Genomic DNA, 16,257 nt, shown 5'->3' with positions numbered 1-16,257 from the left:
ATCAATGGCAAAAGTTACCCTGAGTGATGAAAAACTGCAAGCGCGTCTTCTTGAACAGTTCGAAGTATTACGGGTTTTGCGCATGCTGGACTTTCAGCGTTTGGCCAGGAAGTGTGGCATGAACAAGCAGCAGGGCGAAGATGGGGTGAAGGTCTTTGTCTCCCTGTTTATGGCAGTATTTACCTCCAGCACGATAGCCAGGTTTGTGCGTAAAGCACAGGGCTCCGTATTCAGCCTGAAGAAGGACACTGCCTACCGCTATGCACAGCGCCAGTGCATTCACTGGCGCAAACTGCTTTTGTGTGTTGCCATGCGCGCTGTTGGCATCCTGGGTAAATACTATCCGGATAGTGGACGCTACCTGACTATTGACGACTCCCAGCTGGAAAAGACCGGCAAGCGTATTGAGTACCTGAGCTGGATATTCGACAAGAGCAAGAAGCGCTCAACCATGGGTTTCGAAATACCGTGCCTGAGCTACACCGATGGAACTTCCACTATCCCCATGGACTTTGCCATCAAGTCTTCAGCGAACCGGGTCAGTGAGCATTTGGAACCTGCTGATCTTGATGGGCGCTCGTATGCAGCAAGACGTCGCATGGAAGTGGGAATGAAGAAAACCGACCTGGTGCTGGAAATGCTGAGAAGAGCCCGGAACCAGGGAGTTGAGGCCGATGCGGTACTCTTTGACAGCTGGTATTGCTATCCCAAACTGGTGGGCAAGATTTACCACGAGATCGGCTACAACGTCTGCGCTCAGCTCAAAGCGACAAGGACGATCATGGTGACCTGCCAAGGGAAACCTTACGCAACACAGCAGCTTTGGAATACGGTTGTTCCCAGCCTGCGCGCAAAAGTCATCACCGTGCGCAATGTGGAGGTGGAAGTTCGCTCCATAAGAGCAGACTTCGGCAATACTCCGGTAAAGCTGGTGTTCTGCCGTCCTGTAGACAAGCGCAGCCACTACAAGCCTATTATCCTGCTGAGCACCCTGACCCACCACAGCGAGCAGGAAGTTATAGATACCTATGCCAATCGCTGGTCCATAGAAACGCTTTTTAAGGAGCTCAAGCACACCTGGGACTTTGGCAAAAGCCAGTGCCGCAACTTTGAGTCAAATATCTGCTTTTTAACCATCAGCATGATCAGGAGCATCGTGTTCACCATCATGCAGCGACAAGAAGAAGACTATCGCTACAAAGGAACCCTATTCGAGAAAACCGAGTGCGAGCTGCAAACACTCAGTGTGCTTTTTAATCTCGATCAGTACATTGAGTTCGTCTATGAGCTCTGCGGCGAGATATTGAAGTCAAGCACTGCTGTCTTTGTAGAACAAATCGCTGCATTCCAGCAGAGAATCAAAGACTGCGTCGTCAGCATGCTCTTTCAAGGGTGCGAAACTTGAGTTCGTTGTTAAATGACTGGGGAGTCCACCATTTTCATTTGGGCGAGGCGCTAAACGGAAATTTCATTGAGAGAACCGGCCCTCTACTCTTTGCCCTTATTACGAAAGATAAATTTTATGCAATCAATGTATTTGGTCACGGTGCTTGGATGCGTTGGCCTTGATCTTCGTGCCATCAAGACTGACTACTCCTATCTTCAGCACACTCATCTGATGGGCAATTAACAGAACCTGCACAAACAACTGCTCTACTTCACGCAGAAAGCGACGGCGGAAGTTGCAGATGCTGGCGTGATCAGGGTGGTGGTTGCAGGCTATATAGCGGTAGGCGATATCCTCATAGGTCTTACGCTCTATCTGACGACTGCTATGGGTGCCCGTGGCATAGGCGTAAAAAAGCAGACCAAGCATCATGCGAGGCGGATAAGCTTTAGAGCCGCCCTTGCCGCCATATTGGTCTGTCAAGTTGCGCACATCAAGCTGATCCACTATTTCAACCACAAAGCGGGCAAGATGGCCCTCCGGGAGCCAGTCATCAACTGAAGGGGGCATGATAAACGGTGTACTGCGATCGGTATCAACGAAGTCTGTGCCCATGGGAGTGCCTCTGATATTGGAATAAGGATATGGGAGAATTATATCAAAACTATAGTTCATATCAAACTAAAGCACGTGAGTTCGACAGACTCCTAGGAAAGACCCGGTTTCAACCCTCCGGCGTATTCAACCGGAAAGAGGTCGACAATCCATGCCACGGATCGGGTGAAAATACAACGAAACGATGTCGGTGGGAGGCAATAAGACGGGCAAGTTGGAGCGCGATTTCCGGTGTCCGGCTGAACAGCAAACCCGTTACCGTCGTCCGGTGCTGGGAAGTCGGGGAAGAAAAACACTTCCTTTGACATGAATCGCCGCTGGATGTCGGCGAGCATTGTTTCTGATGTTACATCAATAGCTTACGGGGCAAGTCGAGGGCGGAGACTGTTTTGCGCCAAGTCGCCGCGCCCTCCACCATTTGAAAAAAAGACAAACCCGTCTCTCTGGGGTCATTCCCGGGGTGACGGGTTTTCTTTTTCCCCTTGTTTCTAAAGTGGTTGCGCCCGTTTCACATCTTTCCAGAGCACCTCTCCGCACCATCGATTTCCCCCATCCTCCAGCCTTTCTTTCTCTGTTTGGCCCCCTGATTCTCTGTTTTCTCCGGATCAAGTCCGAAGCTCGTCCGGAAAGCTGCATCATTGGCAGCCCATTAAGTTGACTCATAGTCGATTTTCCTGTAGGTTTAGCTCCTGGAGTGCAATCGATACGTGTATGATCCGTTAAGAACCCAAGCAGGGAAGGAGAAAACCCATGGAATCAAAAATCGCTAAAGCCATTGGACTCAAACACAACCCAGTGGCGATTCTGCTGACTGATGAAAAGCCGGAAGGTGCACCGCAGTTCAAGCCCGGCAAGTGGGGATGTGTGATGTCAATGTTTGCCAATGCGCTCAGAGGCAGAAGCACGGTTTTTGACGCACAGACCTACGGCTGCTGGGGTGGCGGCGTTGGCCTGGGATTCGGCAATGCCTATGAACAGTTTCCGGGGGGAGTCGATTGTTTTACCCGTTTTCTGTCATCTGGAAATAAGGAATGGGAAAAGGGGAAGCAAGTTGGAGAGGCTCTTGCCGACGCTGCGGGAAAAGAGTTTGCTGACGACTTCCTGGAAGGTGAAAGGTATGTGAAAACCCCGGAACTGGTTGATCAGTGGCTTGAAAATCTGCCTATGACGGAAGCAAAATCCCGCTATGTACTCTTTACGCCACTTTCCGATACAGATCCAGCGGCAGAGAAACCGGAGAACGTAGTGTTTGCCGTGGATGCCGATCAATTGTCCGCCCTGGTTATCCTTGCCAATTACGCCAGAAAAGGGATGGAAAACGTTGCTATTCCCTACGCTGCCGGGTGTCAGACCATCGGCATTCTTCCCTGGCGCGAAGCCGAGTCGGAGAACCCCCGGGCAATCGTGGGGCTGACCGACGTTTCAGCCAGAAAGTATGTTCGCAAACTCATGGGCGCGGAGTATCTGACGTTTGCCATGCCCTGGGAACTCTTTCTCGAGATGGAGAGCAACGTAGAAGGGAGTTTTCTGGAGCGTCCCATCTGGCAATCTCTTCAGGACTCCAGGCAATAAAGAAAACACTTCGGATGTCACCTCAAGCTTGCGCGGATCATCTGTCAAAGGGGATCCCCAGGTTTGAAGGTGGCACCTTCCCAGACAGCCTGATCCCATCCAGGCCGCTCCTCATCCTTTCACACGCAAAATTCTCAGAAACAGAACGTTGAGTTTTCTGGAGACGTCCTCGGCAGACTCTGCACCCATCATGGCCTCGTCGCAGGCGCCGCGAAAGGCGTAAAACATGACCACAGCAGTCCAGCGCTCGTCATCAACTTGCCACGCCCCTGCTTCGCCACCATCACGAATCAGCTCTGTAAGGTACCGTGTGATTCTGGCTTTGGCCATAGTGTGTCGAAACGGCATTCCCAGGCTGTAGATCACGACGTCATGAAGCTCTCTCAACTCGAAGTAAGCCTCGACCGTTGCCTCGATCCAGGCAATGACGCGTCCTCGCCAATCGCCGACCGGACAGCTTTCAACGCGTACCCTGACCCGCTCCATGACATCGTTTTCAAAAACCTCACGCAAAACCCGAAGTAGTTCAGCCTTGTTGGAGAAGTAATGATACAGCGTCCCCTTGGCAAAATTGGCGGCGGCAGCGATCTCATCCATTGTCGTTGCCTCGTAACCCTTTTCCACGAATAGTTTCCCTGCGACTTCAACCAAGGCTGCGCGTCTCAGGTCAGCCTTTCGAGGCCCAGGTGGTGCACCGCTGCGCCGCAGTCCGCTGTGACCTTTGCAATCTGAAGGTAAATGGTTTTTCTTGTTCTGGCTCATACAGTTGTCTCCAGGTATGGGCGCATGATTGTCGACATTCTGTCGACTCTGGTGGCTTCGACCTGTTCATCCATGGTGATCCTGCGCGAACGCCACGTCTCGCGGAGTGCTTTAATGGCGGCATCGAAGCCGATCTTGTTTCGGAGCTTGAAGCAATCAGCCACCGTCTTCGCAGGACTGCAGACTTTAACCGCAACACCGCTTATGAGATGTTTCTGAATACCTACAGCACTCTTCCCCAGGAAACCTTCTCCTTGTACAGGTATTTCGGGGAGTCCCCACTGCCTTGACGTCCTCGACCCGAATAATCCCTTTCCCTTTGGCAAGTTCCAGCACCTGTTGTTGCCGAATCCATAGAGCCTCTTTATCGCGAACCGTCTTCAAACATACACAGATGATGAGAATTTACAACAAATACCTGACGTTCAATCAATGCTCCTGCTTGCATCGATACTGGCCACAAAATCGAGCCGGGTTCCCAGCCCTCGAAGTGCTGACCGGGGCACTGCCGATCTACTGACCGATACCCGCAGACAGCAGGAGAGTGATACGCCACGCTTCGGTTGTTCGACCGGCTCCCGATTATTTCGCGATGGAGGCCATTTGACGCAAGTTTGTGATGTCCTTTAAAGGGGGTGCGCCGAATATGCGGCTGTATTCGCGGCTGAATTGCGAAGGACTCTCGTATCCGACCTGGAAGGCCGAAGTCGCTGCGTCCAGGCGCTCGGCGAGCATCAGCCGCCTGGCTTCTTGTAAGCGCAGATTTTTCTGAAACTGCAAAGGGCTTAACGCGGTCATGGATCGAAAATGGTGATGAAAGGTTGATGTGCTCATCCCGGCCTTGGCCGCAAGATCTTCAACTCGCAGCGGCTGTTTGAAGTTGCTTTTCAGCCAGTCGATTGCTTTTGCGATTTGCTGGCTCGGACTCCCCATCGATGCAATCTGGCGCAGACGCGCGCCTTGATCACCCACAAGCAACCGGTAAACGATTTCCCGCTGGATCGTTGGTGCAAGAATAGGGATGTCCTGTTCGTCTGCAAGCAAATCGACCAGCCGCTGGAATGCGTTAAGCAAGGGTAGGGTCACCTCACGGGCAAACTAAAGGACACCCACTTTGTCCTTGATGATTCCGCCATATATTCGATACACTCAACCACCAAATTCCCAGCAGGAGGTGCCACATGACCATTGCCAGAAGTCAGATTATTGCCCTGGATTCCACGCCCTACTATCACTGCGTCAGTCGCTGTGTGCGGAGGGCCTTTCTGTGTGGGGGCAAACTAAAGGACACCCACTTTGTCCTTGATGATTCCGCCATATATTCGATACACTCAACCACCAAATTCCCAGCAGGAGGTGCCACATGACCATTGCCAGAAGTCAGATTATTGCCCTGGATTCCACGCCCTACTATCACTGCGTCAGTCGCTGTGTGCGGAGGGCCTTTCTGTGTGGCACCGACAGCGTAACGGGGCAGAGTTTTGACCATCGCAAGCAGTGGATTCTGGATCGGCTGGGGATGCTGACTGAGGTCTTTGCCATTGATATCTGCGCTTATGCTTTGATGAGCAATCACTACCACCTGGTTCTGCGGGTTGACCGGGAGCGGGTGGAAGCGATGTCCGACCATGAGGTGCTTGGGCGCTGGAATGTGCTTTTTTCCGGTAATCCGCTGATCAGGATGTTCCTGGCGGGGCAGAAGCTCAGCACGGTGCAGGAGCAGATGCTGGCGGCTTTGATTCGGGATATTCGGCCCCGCCTGTATGATATTTCCTGGTTTATGCGCAGTCTCAATGAGTGGATTGCCCGGCAGGCCAACAAAGAGGATAATTGCAAGGGGCGTTTCTGGGAGGGAAGATTTCGCACCCAGGCGCTGCTGGATGAATACGGTTTGCTGACGTGCATGGCCTATGTGGATTTGAATGCCATTCGGGCGGGGATTGCCGATTCGCCAGAGCATTCCGACTTCTCCTCCATCCAGGCACGCATAGAGGCCTGGGGAAAGACTTTGGGTGAAGAGGCAGCGGCTCAGTGTCCGCCTCTGCTGGGTTTTAACGACAGTGGGACTGATGACGCTCTACTGCCCTTTACCACCGTGGATTATATGGAACTGGTTGACTGGACAGCGCGCAATGTGCGGGCTGACAAGGCCTGCGCCATGGATGAGGACGCGCCCCCGATTCTGGTGCGCATGGGCATAGACAGTGAGCGCTTTACCAGGCAGATGCGGGGTGAGGGCGGCAGTTTCCCCACCTTCATGGGAGCCTACCATTGCCTGCGTGATGCGGCCAGGGAGCGGGGGCTGCACTATGTGCGGGGCAGCGGCACGGCCAGGCGATTGTTCTGCGGCGACAGGGCGTCGTAAAAGAACTCCGCCCAATTGGTTTTAAGGCCACCTTCCAATTCACCAGTCCAATTCCTCGCTGCACTCTTCCACCGGGGTCTGCATGCCTTCGCGGATGGATTCGCGCATACCGGGAATGGAGAGCAGGTACAGGCTTTCCTGAATGGAATCCCAGTCTTCTTCGACAACAAGAACGGCTTTATTCCTTTTCCCGGTGATGGTTATAGGCTGATGGGAGTGTGCGTCCTCATCAGTAAGCCGATACACATTGGCACGGGCTTCACTGGCGCTCACTACCGGCATGGCATGATCTCCTGTCGATGTGCGGGTTTATTGCTCGGAAATATTCAGCGATTGGCAGCGCCTTTCATGAAAGTACGCTTTTTCGTCGCAATTCAATAAAAACGTGGCTTGCCGTTTGGCTACGCGTTTTTCCATAGAAATTTCCCCTGAACAGGCAATCTCCCTTTGCCCCCCTTGCGGCTTTGCGCCTTGAGTGAGCGCTGCGAACGGGCGTGAGACTCTGTCTTTCCATTCGCGTTCATTCGCGTTCATTCACGGTCAACATCCCTGGTTTTCACCTCGACCTCCTGCTTGGGTACGGGCCACAGAAAACGGAACTGGTCATTTGTCGCCAGATACCTTACCCTGCTTCATCATCACAATGCGCCAGTGGCGCTGCAGGGAGGGCATTATGAGCAGTCACTTTGACGCTGCCGCCAGCAAATGGGATCATGACCCCGCAAAAGTTGAGCGGGCAAGGGTAACAGCGGAAAGAATCCGGGAACTCCCCTTCGTCAATCGCAACAGCCTGGTGGATTTTGGCAGTGGCACCGGCCTGCTCGGCCTGCAGCTGAAGGATACCTTCGCCAGCGTTCTCCTGGTCGATTCTTCGCCGGAAATGCTGCGGGTGGCCCGCGAGAAGATCACCGAACAGGGTATAACCAATGTCGAAACCTGCCACGGGGACAGTCTGACCGATGTGGTTTCGCACCATTCAGCGATCGCCACGCTGATGGTTCTGCATCACATGGCCGATGTGAAAGCATTTTTTACTGAGGCCTACCAGGCCCTCGAACCGGAAGGCTTCCTGATTATTGCCGATCTGGCCAAGGAAGACGGTTCATTCCACAAGCACATGTCATCATTCAGTGGTCACAATGGATTTGATACTGAGGAGCTGTCCGAAATCGCAGCTGAAAGCGGCTTTCGCGTTCACAGCGCTGAGCGCTATCACGAAATAGTCAAAAAGGGTGCGAACGGAGAAAGGCGTGCCTATCCACTCTTCCTGTTTGCCGCCATAAAGCAGGTCCTCCCGTAAAAGAGTCACCCGGCAGCTTATTCACCCTGCCGGTTATTCTGCAGAACTTCACTGAATGCGGCAGCGAGAATACCTGTAGGCATCGCGAATGGAGAATCTCATATGAAAAAACTGTTACTGCTTTTCAGTGCTCTTCTGCTCAAAGGGTGTCTGGGGATGCCGAAAGCTGTCCAGCCTGTTACGGATTTTGAGCTGGAGCGCTATCTGGGAACCTGGTACGAGATCGCGCGTCTGGATCATTCGTTCGAACGGGGCTTAAGCGGGGTTACGGCTGAGTACTGTCTGCGGGACGATGGAGGTATACAGGTGCTCAATCGCGGGTTCTCGGAGTCGAAAAACCAGTGGAAAGAAGCTGTGGGCAAAGCCTATTTTGTGAACAGTGATTCGGAGGGTTTCCTGAAGGTTTCCTTCTTTGGCCCCTTTTACGGTTCCTATGTGATTTTCGAGCTGGATCACGAGAACTACCAGTACGCCTTTATCTCTGGTCCCAACACCGGGTATCTCTGGTTCCTGTCGCGCACGCCAACCGTGGAACAGGAAATGATGGAGAAGTTCCTGTCGGCGGCAAGGGCTCGCGGGTTTGATACGGACAACCTTATTTTTGTAGGGCACGGGCGGCAAGAGTAGCCTTCAGCAAAGCCCGTCGCTGCTGCAATCCAGGCGTCCATGTTTTTCACAGGAGACCTGGTTGCGCCCGGCGGCTTTCGAGGCGTACAGGGCCTTGTCGGCACGGGCCAGAAACCCGGCTTCATCGTCATCGGGCTGCCACGCGGTCACGCCGAAGCTGCAGGTCAGGTTCCCTATGATGGGAAACGGATGCCATTCTATCTGCTGCCGCAGTTTTTCCGCAACGATCCTGGCAGCTTTGCAGTCATTGTCCCTGAGCAGCAATACGAATTCTTCGCCACCCCAGCGGGCAAAGACGTCACTTGCGCGAATCCCCGCGCTGACAATCCTGGCAATTTCCTTCAGTACGGCATCCCCGGTGTTGTGACCCCAGGTGTCATTGACTCGCTTAAAGTGGTCTATGTCGAACATGATCAGCGCCATGGGGGTGGAGTTGCGTCGCTTTCTGGCGGCTTCGTCATCCAGCACCCGAGTGAACTGCAACCGGTTGGAGATGCCCGTAAGGGGATCGGTAATCGCCAGGGTTTCTTTCTCCTGTATCAGGGCCTCCGCCAGGGAAAGCAGGGTGTTGAAGGTGGTGGCAATATGGGTAATTTCATTCGGCCCACGGGTGGGTATGCGGCTGCTGAAGTCCTGGTTACGCACAATGCGGTCAATACTGGACAAGACGGCACTCAGTGCCCGTAAAAGACTGGTGGTGGCGGATATCGTCAGAAACAGCACCGCGAGGGCGGCAACAGACACAACTGCCATTCCCACATGCATTGACGACTGCAGCTGACTGAGTTCTTCATGGGTGTGCTGTCTGATGATTTCCAGGGAGAGCTCTTCCAGGGACTTCATGTTATTGATAACCATTGACGAAGTGGTCCACCAGCCCATGGTGGTCAGGGATGTGGGGACAACTCCATGGGCCATGATATGCTCCAGAGCCTGAAACATGCGCTCATTGGCCTGATCACGGCACTTGTCCTCAAAGGCATGGGAGAGCTCGGCAGACGCTTTGCCTCTCAGCCGTCGCACCTGCTCATCATAGAGCCCCTTCAGGCTGAACAGCGTGCGCAACGCAACGGGTTCCGGCTGTTCGCTTTCCAGAATCTGTCCCAGGGTGGCGCGGAGCTGACCAAGATACTCCTTGGCTTCAATCAGATGACGATGGGCATCGATGTCACTGGCGGCAATGGTCAGGCGTGGTTCATGGGTAAGGGTATCCATGGCGTCCAGCAGCTGGCGCAGAAGCTGTGTGTACTCCAGCCGTATGTCAGCGAAGCCCGCTGACTGCTGCAGCGTGCTGTGCCGAACCGCGTCAAGTCGTTCACGAAAACCGGGCAGCGGCACTGGTGTCTTCTCCAGGGTGTCGAGGGCGGCATCTGTGTGGCGAAATTGGCGATCCAGATTCTGGTATTGCCCTGTGACAGCCTGCCCTCGCTCTTTTTGCAGTTCGTGCACGGCTCCTGAAAGAGCGCTGACAGTCTGGACGTTCGCGCTGACCCGCTCCACAGCGCGGGTCTGAATGATAAAGTTACCGTATTGCAGCCAAATGGTAAGAAACATGCCGGTTATCGCCATGAAGCTCAAGAGCAGAATTTTCTGTCGCAGGCTCACAGATCCTCCTGTAAACACTATGGTCACGATGGATACAGTGTATCCTATCGGAATCCTGGTAACAATCCATTAGGAGACTACAGAAAATCTCCATCTGCGACATTACAAAACCACAGCGCCATCCCAAATCTTTCATGGGGCATGGTTGAAGGCCCTGGCCCTTGACACGATCCCGGAAACATTCCATATCTCCTTCTGAATCGACATTTCCCGAAAACACGGTGGTGGTGACATGAAGGATACTCCTGCTGGAAGCGTCTCTGAGTTGCTTGAACATCTGCACTCCCTGCTCGCGCAGCGGATCCGCTTTTCATCGTCCGCCTGGAAGGCTGCCGGGGCGCGGTTTTCGGCACGCCGCTTTGCTGCTGGTGAACATGTTATCGAGGCCGGGAAGCGCGTCTGCACCGTTGGTTTTCTCCTGCAGGGCTTTGCGCGCTATTACTATCTGACACCCTCAGGAGAGGAGTTCAATAAATCTTTTGCCAAAGAAGGGCAGGTGCTGAGCTGTATCAGTTCCCTGGTAGCCGGTGAACCATCCCCTTTTTTTATTCAGGCGCTTGAGCCCTGCCAGTGCCTGTTCCTGGAGTATCAGGATCTGCAGGAGCTCTGCCGTCTGCACCCGGAATGGGGGGAGCTGGTAAGATACCTGCTGGAGCAGCTGGCGCTGAAAAAGGAGCGCCGGGAAGCGGATTTTCTGCTGCTCTCTGCGCAGGAGCGTTACCAAAAATTCCTGCAGGAATATGCGGATATTGCCAGCCGCATCCCCAACTATCACATAGCTTCCTATATCGGCATCACCGAAGTCAGCCTTTCGCGCATCCGCAGACGCATGGGTTACACCGAAATTAACAAGGGATAATGTCCCCGTATCTCCTCAGCGTTATACTTCGGGTCAAACTCTCCCATGGAGGCTCCCGATGAAAATCTCTGGAAAAACCATTCTGCTTACCGGTGGCAGTGAAGGTATCGGCTTTGAGCTCGCCCGTTTACTCAAAGACGAGAACACGGTGATCATCTGTGGTCGAAACGCCGATAAGCTCGCTCAGGCAAAAAAAGCGTTGCCGGGAATTGTCACCATATCGGCTGACCTGAGCGTGGCAGCACAGCGGAACACCCTGGTTGACCGCGTTCTTTCCGACTTCCCCCAGACAAGTGTCCTGATCAACAACGCTGGCGGGCGACAGGTCATTGATCCGCAAAAGCGGTGTGGGGTCGAAGACGCGCTGTATTCCGACTTTGAACTGAATGTTCTTGCCCCTGTGCTCCTCTGTGAAAATTTCCTGCCACACTTTCGCAGCCAGGGTGCGGCAACTATCGTCAACATCACCACCGGGCTGATTTTTCTCCCCAAAGCCTCATATCCCTTCTACTGCGCTGCCAAGGCGGCACTTCACTCCTACACCCAGAGCCTGCGCTGGTCACTGCGCGCTACACCAATACGCGTTCACGAGGTTATACTGCCCCTGGTGAATACCCCTTTCCACAAGGGGCAGCTGCCCGGAACGGTTCGAGCCATGGATGCAGCGCAAGCCGCCAGCCTCTGTCTGAAGGAGCTCACCAGGGGAACTGAAGAAATTTCGATCGGGAAGGCCCGGCTCGCGCGTCAACTGGTATTTCTGTTCCCCCGCAAGGGTGTATCACTGATAAACCCTATTTAAAAAAGCAAGAAGGAGTTTCCATGGAAAGCGCACCCCCCAGGGTCTGTCCGGCACAGCGGGCTGGGAGTCTCGATAACCGTTTCCGCCGTTTGCTGCAGAATCCCCGCAGGATGCTGTCTCCCTATGTCCGGGAAGGAATGACCGTCCTTGACATCGGCTGCGGTCCCGGTTTTTTTACCACTGACCTGGCAGACATGGTTGGCGATCGCGGCCGGGTCATCGCCTGCGACATTCAGCCTGCCATGCTGGAGAAGCTGCGGCATAAGGTCAGGGGAACTGCCCTGGAAAGCCGCATTGTTTTCCACCAGTGCCGCGAAACAACCACAGGGCTCACCGAACCTGTGGATTTCATTCTGGCCTTCTATATGGTTCACGAAGCCGCAGACCAGACGCTGCTTTTGCGCGATCTGTGCACTCTGCTCAAGCCTCAGGGCCTTCTTTTTCTCGTGGAACCGCCCATACATGTCAGCAAAACCGCATTCGCCGAAACCCTCCGCAAAGCACAGGAAACCGGACTGACCATGATTGCGCAACCGGCAGTGCGGTTCAGCAAAACCGCTTTGCTGCAGAAGTAGTGTTTTTTCTTTTTTGGTAAGCTATGCTACTCTTTCACCCAACAACAGAGCCCACGCAAGAGCTCTGCCAAAAAAGACTTTAACAGATTGCTTGTTTGAGGCATTTCAGGAGGCTGTGAAAAGCCGTTTTTCCTTAACCGCACGTCACCCATTCGAGCGGAGGCACCATGCGCAGAACCATCACCATTGAACCCGTCACCCGCATTGAGGGTCACGCCAAGATCACCCTGCAGCTTGATGATGCCGGGGCAGTGGCCGATGCCCGCTTCCATGTCACCGAATTTCGCGGCTTTGAAAAGTTCTGCATCGGGCGCAGTTTCCAGGAGATGCCCGGCATCACGGCCCGTATCTGCGGCATCTGTCCCGTCAGCCACACCCTGGCTTCGGCCAAGGCGGGGGATGCCATTCTGGGGGTGCGCATACCGCCAGCGGCGAAGCTGCTGCGTCGCCTGATGAACTGGGCCCAGATTGTCCAGAGCCACGCCCTGAGCTTTTTTCACCTCAGTGGCCCCGACCTGCTGCTGGGAATGGAGAGTGATCCAGCCACGCGCAATATCTTCGGTCTGATGGAAAGTCATACCGACCTGGCCCGCGACGGCATTCGCCTGCGTCAGTTCGGGCAGGAGCTTATCCGCCTGCTGGGAGATCGCAGTGTTCACCCAGCCTGGGCGATTCCCGGCGGAGTACGCGAGCCTCTCTCCTCCAGCGGACGGGACACCATCGCCCGGGATCTGCCGGAAGCCCTGCTGATTGCCACCCGCGCTCTGGAACTTGGCAATAAAGTACTGGAACGGCACGGGCGCGAAGCGGCAGCCTATGGTAATTTTGACAGCATGTTTCTGGGAATGGTGGGTGAGAATGGCGCCCTGGAGCACTACGACGGCAACCTGCGACTGATTGACAGCAGTGGTAAAAACGTTGAGGAGTGCGACCCGGCGCGTTTCCTGCCCCTGATCGGTGAAGGGGAAGAGGTCTGGACCTACCTGAAATTTCCCTACTATAAACCGGCTGGCTATGAACAGGATCGGGGCATGTACCGGGTGGGCCCCCTGGCACGGCTGAATGTGGCCGACTTTGCCAGCACGCCCCTGGCAGACCGGGAACTGCGCCGTTTCCGCCAGTGGGGCAAAGGTGGCCGGCCGGTTCTGCAGAGCTTTCTCTACCACCAGGCCCGCCTGATCGAGATCCTTCACGCCCTGGAGTCCATCCAGCAGGCGCTGGAGAATCCCGTCCTCGGCGAGGAGCACGTGCGCAGCCATGCCAGTGTCAACCACGAAGAGGGCATCGGCGTCACCGAAGCCCCCCGCGGCACCCTCTTCCACCACTACAAGGTGGATGAAAACGGCCTGCTGACCCATGTGAACCTGATTATCGCCACGGGGCAGAACAACCGGGCCATGAACCGCACCGTCCTGCAGATCGCCCAGGCGGAGCTGCGGGGCCAGGAGATCACAGAGGGTCTGCTCAACCGCATTGAGCACGGTATTCGCGCCTACGACCCCTGCCTCTCCTGTTCCACCCACGCCACAGGCAGCATGCCCCTGGATGTGGAGCTGCTGGACAGCCAGGGCAGGCTCCTGCAGCATGTGCAGCGCTGATGAAGCTGCTGGTGGCCTGGGGAAATCCGCTGCGCCGCGACGATGGCGCGGCGCTGGAACTGGCACAGCGCCTGGAAGAGCACTACCCCGCCCATGAGCTGCGCATTGAGCGCAGCCACCAGCTCACCCCCGAGCTGGCCGTTCTGGTGGCAACACCCGGCACAGAGGCCATCATCTTTGCCGATGCCGCACTGGACACCGCCACTCCGCGCCTGGAACCCCTGGCAGCCGCCTCGGCTTCACCCGGCTCCTTCAGCCACCATATGAGCCCCCAGGAGATCCTGTCCCTGGCCTGTCAGCTGGGCGCTGCGCCTCCGCCAGCCTGGCTGGCGCGTATTCCCGCCTTTGACATGGGAATGGGCGAGGGGCTGAGTGCCAAGTGCCAAAGCGCTCTGGAAGACATGATACGGCTCTTTCGGGAGTCGTTTTAACAGCGTGCGATGCCTTCAGGTGAGATGGGCGTCCCAACCCGCAGCACATACTGACGGATCCAGACGTAATCGACGGTCAGCTTTTCCAGCGGTTTGCATGACCATCATGGCGCGCTCCTATCCGCCAGCTGCCACAATCATGTCCCGCAGGAACCAGGTGGCGATGGAGAAGTAAATCAATACGCCCCCGATGTCGGCAATGGAGGTAATCAGCGGAGCGCTGGCAGTGGCGGGGTCCATCTTCAGTCTGCTCAGAATGAAGGGCAGGGACATGCCCACCAGGGAGCCGAAGAGCACGGTACATACCATGGTCATGGCGACAACGGCGGCCACTTCAGGGCCTGCGCGGAAGATACCGATTGCTGATACAGCCACAGCCATGCCCACGCCCAGCACCAGAGCCACACCAACCTCTTTGCCCAGCAGCCGGAACCAGTCTTTCATATGGGCGCGGCCAGTGGCCAGGGCGCGGATCATCAGGGTGGAGGACTGGCTGCCCGCGTTGCCACCGCTGTCGATGAGCAGCGGCAGGAAGAAGACCAGGGCCACCACGGCCTCGATGGTATCCTCAAAATAGGCAATTCCCGCACCGGAAAAGATGTTCATAAACACCAGCACCAGCAGCCAGGGGATGCGTTTCTGCACGATCAGCCAGGTGCTGGCCTCCAGCATGTTCACATTGCTGAGTCCAGGAGATTTGTGGGAAACACCCCCCATGCGGTGGATATCCTCGGTGGCTTCGGCTTCGGCCACGTCCATGGCGTCGTCGTGGGTGACGATCCCGGCCAGCTTGTCGTCGCCATTAATGACGGGCAGGGCCAGCAGATCGTACTTGGCGATCTTGCGGGCAGCTTCGCTTTGGGGGTCACGGGCGTTGATGGAGATAACGTCCGTATTCATGAGCGCGGCCACCGGGGTTCCGGGCTTGCTCAGGATCAGATCCTTCAGTGACACCACCCCCAGCAGGCGTCGCTCGCCGTCAATGACAAAGGCGTGGTAGATGGTCTCCTTGTCTGGTGCTTCATGGCGCAGGCGCTCGATACATTGCGCGGCAGTCAGGTTCAGGGGAAGTGCCGCGTAATCGGAGGTCATGATGGCGCCGACCGTCCCCTCAGCATAGGAGGAGAGTTTGCGGATATCTTCGCGTTCCGCCTGGGCCAGGCCGGGGAGAATGGCCTGCTGGTGCTCGCTGTCCAGGTTGTTGTAGAAGTCGGCCCGGTCGTCGGCATCCATGGCGCTGATGATGCGGGTAATCTGGTGAATGTCCAGCTGATCCACCAGCGTCTGCTGGACACTGGCACTGAGGTAGCCGAAGACTTCCGCCTGCTTCACGGTCTGCATGCACCGCAGCACATGGGCAGCCTGGTCAGGCTCAAGCTGATCCATCACGCTGGCAAGGTCAGCGGCGTGGTGCTTTTCCACAAGCGCGAGAATGCTTTTTTCATCTTCAGGGGAAAACTGATTCTGGAAGAGTTCGAGAAAGGTGAGGTAGAGCGTTTCTTTGTGCATGGGCGCCTCCACGGTTGTTGCCCGGCAACAATCCGCTGCAGGCGGCGCACGCCCTTACCTTCGGGGCTGGTTGGAAATACCCCGTGCACGGCACACACCACCGCGGCAGCTGTGGCCGGGGAGGTTCATCGACTGGTCGCGAAAGCTCATGGAGCTTCGCAACGGCGGGTTGGAACTGCTACTGGAACTGTCCATTGCGGTTCGCTGCCTCCTGTGGTGTGTGAAATCCGATCGTCCCAGGACCATCGTTGCC

At 55.5% G+C, this 16,257-nt stretch carries 14 protein-coding genes and 3 pseudogenes; 11 read left to right on the top strand and 6 right to left on the bottom strand.

Going from position 1 to position 16,257, the window contains the following annotated elements; translation table 11 throughout:
* Positions 1–4 precede the first annotated feature (4 nt).
* Positions 5–1,405 carry an IS4 family transposase gene (locus tag ACZ46I_RS07225; protein WP_464280369.1) on the top strand — a complete coding sequence of 467 codons (1,401 nt, stop codon included), beginning with the start codon at positions 5–7 and terminating at the stop codon, positions 1,403–1,405.
* 138 nt (positions 1,406–1,543) lie between these two features.
* On the opposite strand, the pseudogene ACZ46I_RS07220 reads toward ACZ46I_RS07225, so the two are convergent.
* Positions 1,544–2,002 (bottom strand): annotated as a pseudogene (locus ACZ46I_RS07220) (transposase); the annotation flags it as partial.
* A gap of 750 nt (positions 2,003–2,752) precedes the next feature.
* On the opposite strand from ACZ46I_RS07220, the gene ACZ46I_RS07215 reads away from it, so the two are divergent.
* Positions 2,753–3,574, top strand: a complete 822-nt coding sequence (locus ACZ46I_RS07215; RefSeq protein WP_464280368.1) for a DUF169 domain-containing protein — start codon at positions 2,753–2,755, stop codon at positions 3,572–3,574.
* Between the two features lie 111 nt (positions 3,575–3,685).
* On the opposite strand, the gene ACZ46I_RS07210 is transcribed toward ACZ46I_RS07215, so the two are convergent.
* Complete coding sequence (locus ACZ46I_RS07210) at positions 3,686–4,336, bottom strand: TetR/AcrR family transcriptional regulator (RefSeq protein WP_464280367.1); 651 nt, start codon at positions 4,334–4,336, stop codon at positions 3,686–3,688.
* Between the two features lie 582 nt (positions 4,337–4,918).
* A pseudogene (locus ACZ46I_RS07205) lies at positions 4,919–5,425 on the bottom strand (AraC family transcriptional regulator); the annotation flags it as partial.
* 92 nt (positions 5,426–5,517) lie between these two features.
* On the opposite strand from ACZ46I_RS07205, the pseudogene ACZ46I_RS07200 reads away from it, so the two are divergent.
* Together ACZ46I_RS07200 and ACZ46I_RS07195 are read left to right on the top strand one after the other, a co-directional pair.
* Positions 5,518–5,610: pseudogene (locus ACZ46I_RS07200) on the top strand (transposase); the annotation flags it as partial.
* A gap of 89 nt (positions 5,611–5,699) precedes the next feature.
* Positions 5,700–6,701 (top strand): transposase, encoded by a 1,002-nt coding sequence (locus ACZ46I_RS07195; protein WP_464280366.1) that lies wholly within the window; start codon positions 5,700–5,702, stop codon positions 6,699–6,701.
* A 39-nt stretch (positions 6,702–6,740) separates the two neighbouring features.
* On the opposite strand, the gene ACZ46I_RS07190 is transcribed toward ACZ46I_RS07195, so the two are convergent.
* Positions 6,741–6,983 (bottom strand): type II toxin-antitoxin system Phd/YefM family antitoxin, encoded by a 243-nt coding sequence (locus tag ACZ46I_RS07190; protein ID WP_464280365.1) that lies wholly within the window; start codon positions 6,981–6,983, stop codon positions 6,741–6,743.
* Positions 6,984–7,374: 391 nt separating this feature from the next.
* Here ACZ46I_RS07190 and ACZ46I_RS07185 point away from each other — a divergent pair, with 391 nt between their 5' ends.
* Together ACZ46I_RS07185 and ACZ46I_RS07180 are read left to right on the top strand one after the other, a co-directional pair.
* Positions 7,375–8,001 carry a class I SAM-dependent methyltransferase gene (locus tag ACZ46I_RS07185; protein ID WP_464280364.1) on the top strand — a complete coding sequence of 209 codons (627 nt, stop codon included), beginning with the start codon at positions 7,375–7,377 and terminating at the stop codon, positions 7,999–8,001.
* A 102-nt stretch (positions 8,002–8,103) separates the two neighbouring features.
* Positions 8,104–8,628, top strand: a complete 525-nt coding sequence (locus tag ACZ46I_RS07180) for a lipocalin family protein (RefSeq protein ID WP_464280363.1) — start codon at positions 8,104–8,106, stop codon at positions 8,626–8,628.
* 3 nt (positions 8,629–8,631) lie between these two features.
* Here ACZ46I_RS07180 and ACZ46I_RS07175 read toward each other — a convergent pair whose 3' ends face one another.
* On the bottom strand, positions 8,632–10,233 hold the full coding sequence (locus ACZ46I_RS07175) for a diguanylate cyclase (RefSeq protein WP_464280362.1): 1,602 nt from the start codon (positions 10,231–10,233) through the stop codon (positions 8,632–8,634).
* 232 nt (positions 10,234–10,465) lie between these two features.
* Between ACZ46I_RS07175 and ACZ46I_RS07170 the strand changes: the two genes are divergently transcribed.
* The 5 genes from ACZ46I_RS07170 (at position 10,466) to ACZ46I_RS07150 (ending at position 14,495) form a co-directional block, all read left to right on the top strand.
* Entirely contained in the window at positions 10,466–11,092 is a 627-nt protein-coding gene (locus ACZ46I_RS07170; protein ID WP_464280361.1) for a Crp/Fnr family transcriptional regulator, read from the top strand.
* 58 nt (positions 11,093–11,150) lie between these two features.
* Complete coding sequence (locus ACZ46I_RS07165; protein ID WP_464280360.1) at positions 11,151–11,891, top strand: SDR family oxidoreductase; 741 nt, start codon at positions 11,151–11,153, stop codon at positions 11,889–11,891.
* A gap of 20 nt (positions 11,892–11,911) precedes the next feature.
* On the top strand, positions 11,912–12,466 hold the full coding sequence (locus ACZ46I_RS07160) for a class I SAM-dependent methyltransferase (protein WP_013506607.1): 555 nt from the start codon (positions 11,912–11,914) through the stop codon (positions 12,464–12,466).
* 167 nt (positions 12,467–12,633) lie between these two features.
* A complete protein-coding gene (locus ACZ46I_RS07155; protein WP_013506608.1) occupies positions 12,634–14,064 on the top strand; it encodes a Ni/Fe hydrogenase subunit alpha in 1,431 nt (476 codons plus the stop codon).
* A complete protein-coding gene (locus ACZ46I_RS07150) occupies positions 14,064–14,495 on the top strand; it encodes a hydrogenase maturation protease (protein ID WP_226507884.1) in 432 nt (143 codons plus the stop codon). The genes ACZ46I_RS07155 and ACZ46I_RS07150 overlap by 1 nt, the downstream gene beginning before the upstream one ends.
* Positions 14,496–14,612: 117 nt before the next feature.
* Here the strand turns inward: ACZ46I_RS07150 and mgtE are convergent, their stop codons facing one another.
* Positions 14,613–16,004 (bottom strand): magnesium transporter, encoded by a 1,392-nt coding sequence (gene mgtE / locus ACZ46I_RS07145; RefSeq protein WP_013506610.1) that lies wholly within the window; start codon positions 16,002–16,004, stop codon positions 14,613–14,615.
* Positions 16,005–16,257: the final 253 nt, after the last annotated feature.

It is taken from the genome of Desulfurispirillum alkaliphilum (assembly GCF_055378285.1).
The sequence above is the reverse complement of the archived record's forward strand: the minus strand, read 5'-3'. Positions and strand labels throughout refer to the sequence as shown.

What these genes read in the sequence shown, in the direction of transcription:
- ACZ46I_RS07180 (WP_464280363.1), top strand. Translation starts at nt 8,104, where the DNA reads ATGAAAAAACTGTTACTGCTTTTCAGTGCTCTTCTGCTCAAAGGGTGT.
- ACZ46I_RS07225 (WP_464280369.1), top strand. Translation starts at nt 5, where the DNA reads ATGGCAAAAGTTACCCTGAGTGATGAAAAACTGCAAGCGCGTCTTCTT.
- ACZ46I_RS07170 (WP_464280361.1), top strand. Translation starts at nt 10,466, where the DNA reads ATGAAGGATACTCCTGCTGGAAGCGTCTCTGAGTTGCTTGAACATCTG.
- ACZ46I_RS07190 (WP_464280365.1), bottom strand. Translation starts at nt 6,983, where the DNA reads ATGCCGGTAGTGAGCGCCAGTGAAGCCCGTGCCAATGTGTATCGGCTT.
- ACZ46I_RS07195 (WP_464280366.1), top strand. Translation starts at nt 5,700, where the DNA reads ATGACCATTGCCAGAAGTCAGATTATTGCCCTGGATTCCACGCCCTAC.
- ACZ46I_RS07215 (WP_464280368.1), top strand. Translation starts at nt 2,753, where the DNA reads ATGGAATCAAAAATCGCTAAAGCCATTGGACTCAAACACAACCCAGTG.
- ACZ46I_RS07155 (WP_013506608.1), top strand. Translation starts at nt 12,634, where the DNA reads ATGCGCAGAACCATCACCATTGAACCCGTCACCCGCATTGAGGGTCAC.
- mgtE (WP_013506610.1), bottom strand. Translation starts at nt 16,004, where the DNA reads ATGCACAAAGAAACGCTCTACCTCACCTTTCTCGAACTCTTCCAGAAT.
- ACZ46I_RS07150 (WP_226507884.1), top strand. Translation starts at nt 14,064, where the DNA reads ATGAAGCTGCTGGTGGCCTGGGGAAATCCGCTGCGCCGCGACGATGGC.
- ACZ46I_RS07160 (WP_013506607.1), top strand. Translation starts at nt 11,912, where the DNA reads ATGGAAAGCGCACCCCCCAGGGTCTGTCCGGCACAGCGGGCTGGGAGT.
- ACZ46I_RS07185 (WP_464280364.1), top strand. Translation starts at nt 7,375, where the DNA reads ATGAGCAGTCACTTTGACGCTGCCGCCAGCAAATGGGATCATGACCCC.
- ACZ46I_RS07210 (WP_464280367.1), bottom strand. Translation starts at nt 4,336, where the DNA reads ATGAGCCAGAACAAGAAAAACCATTTACCTTCAGATTGCAAAGGTCAC.
- ACZ46I_RS07165 (WP_464280360.1), top strand. Translation starts at nt 11,151, where the DNA reads ATGAAAATCTCTGGAAAAACCATTCTGCTTACCGGTGGCAGTGAAGGT.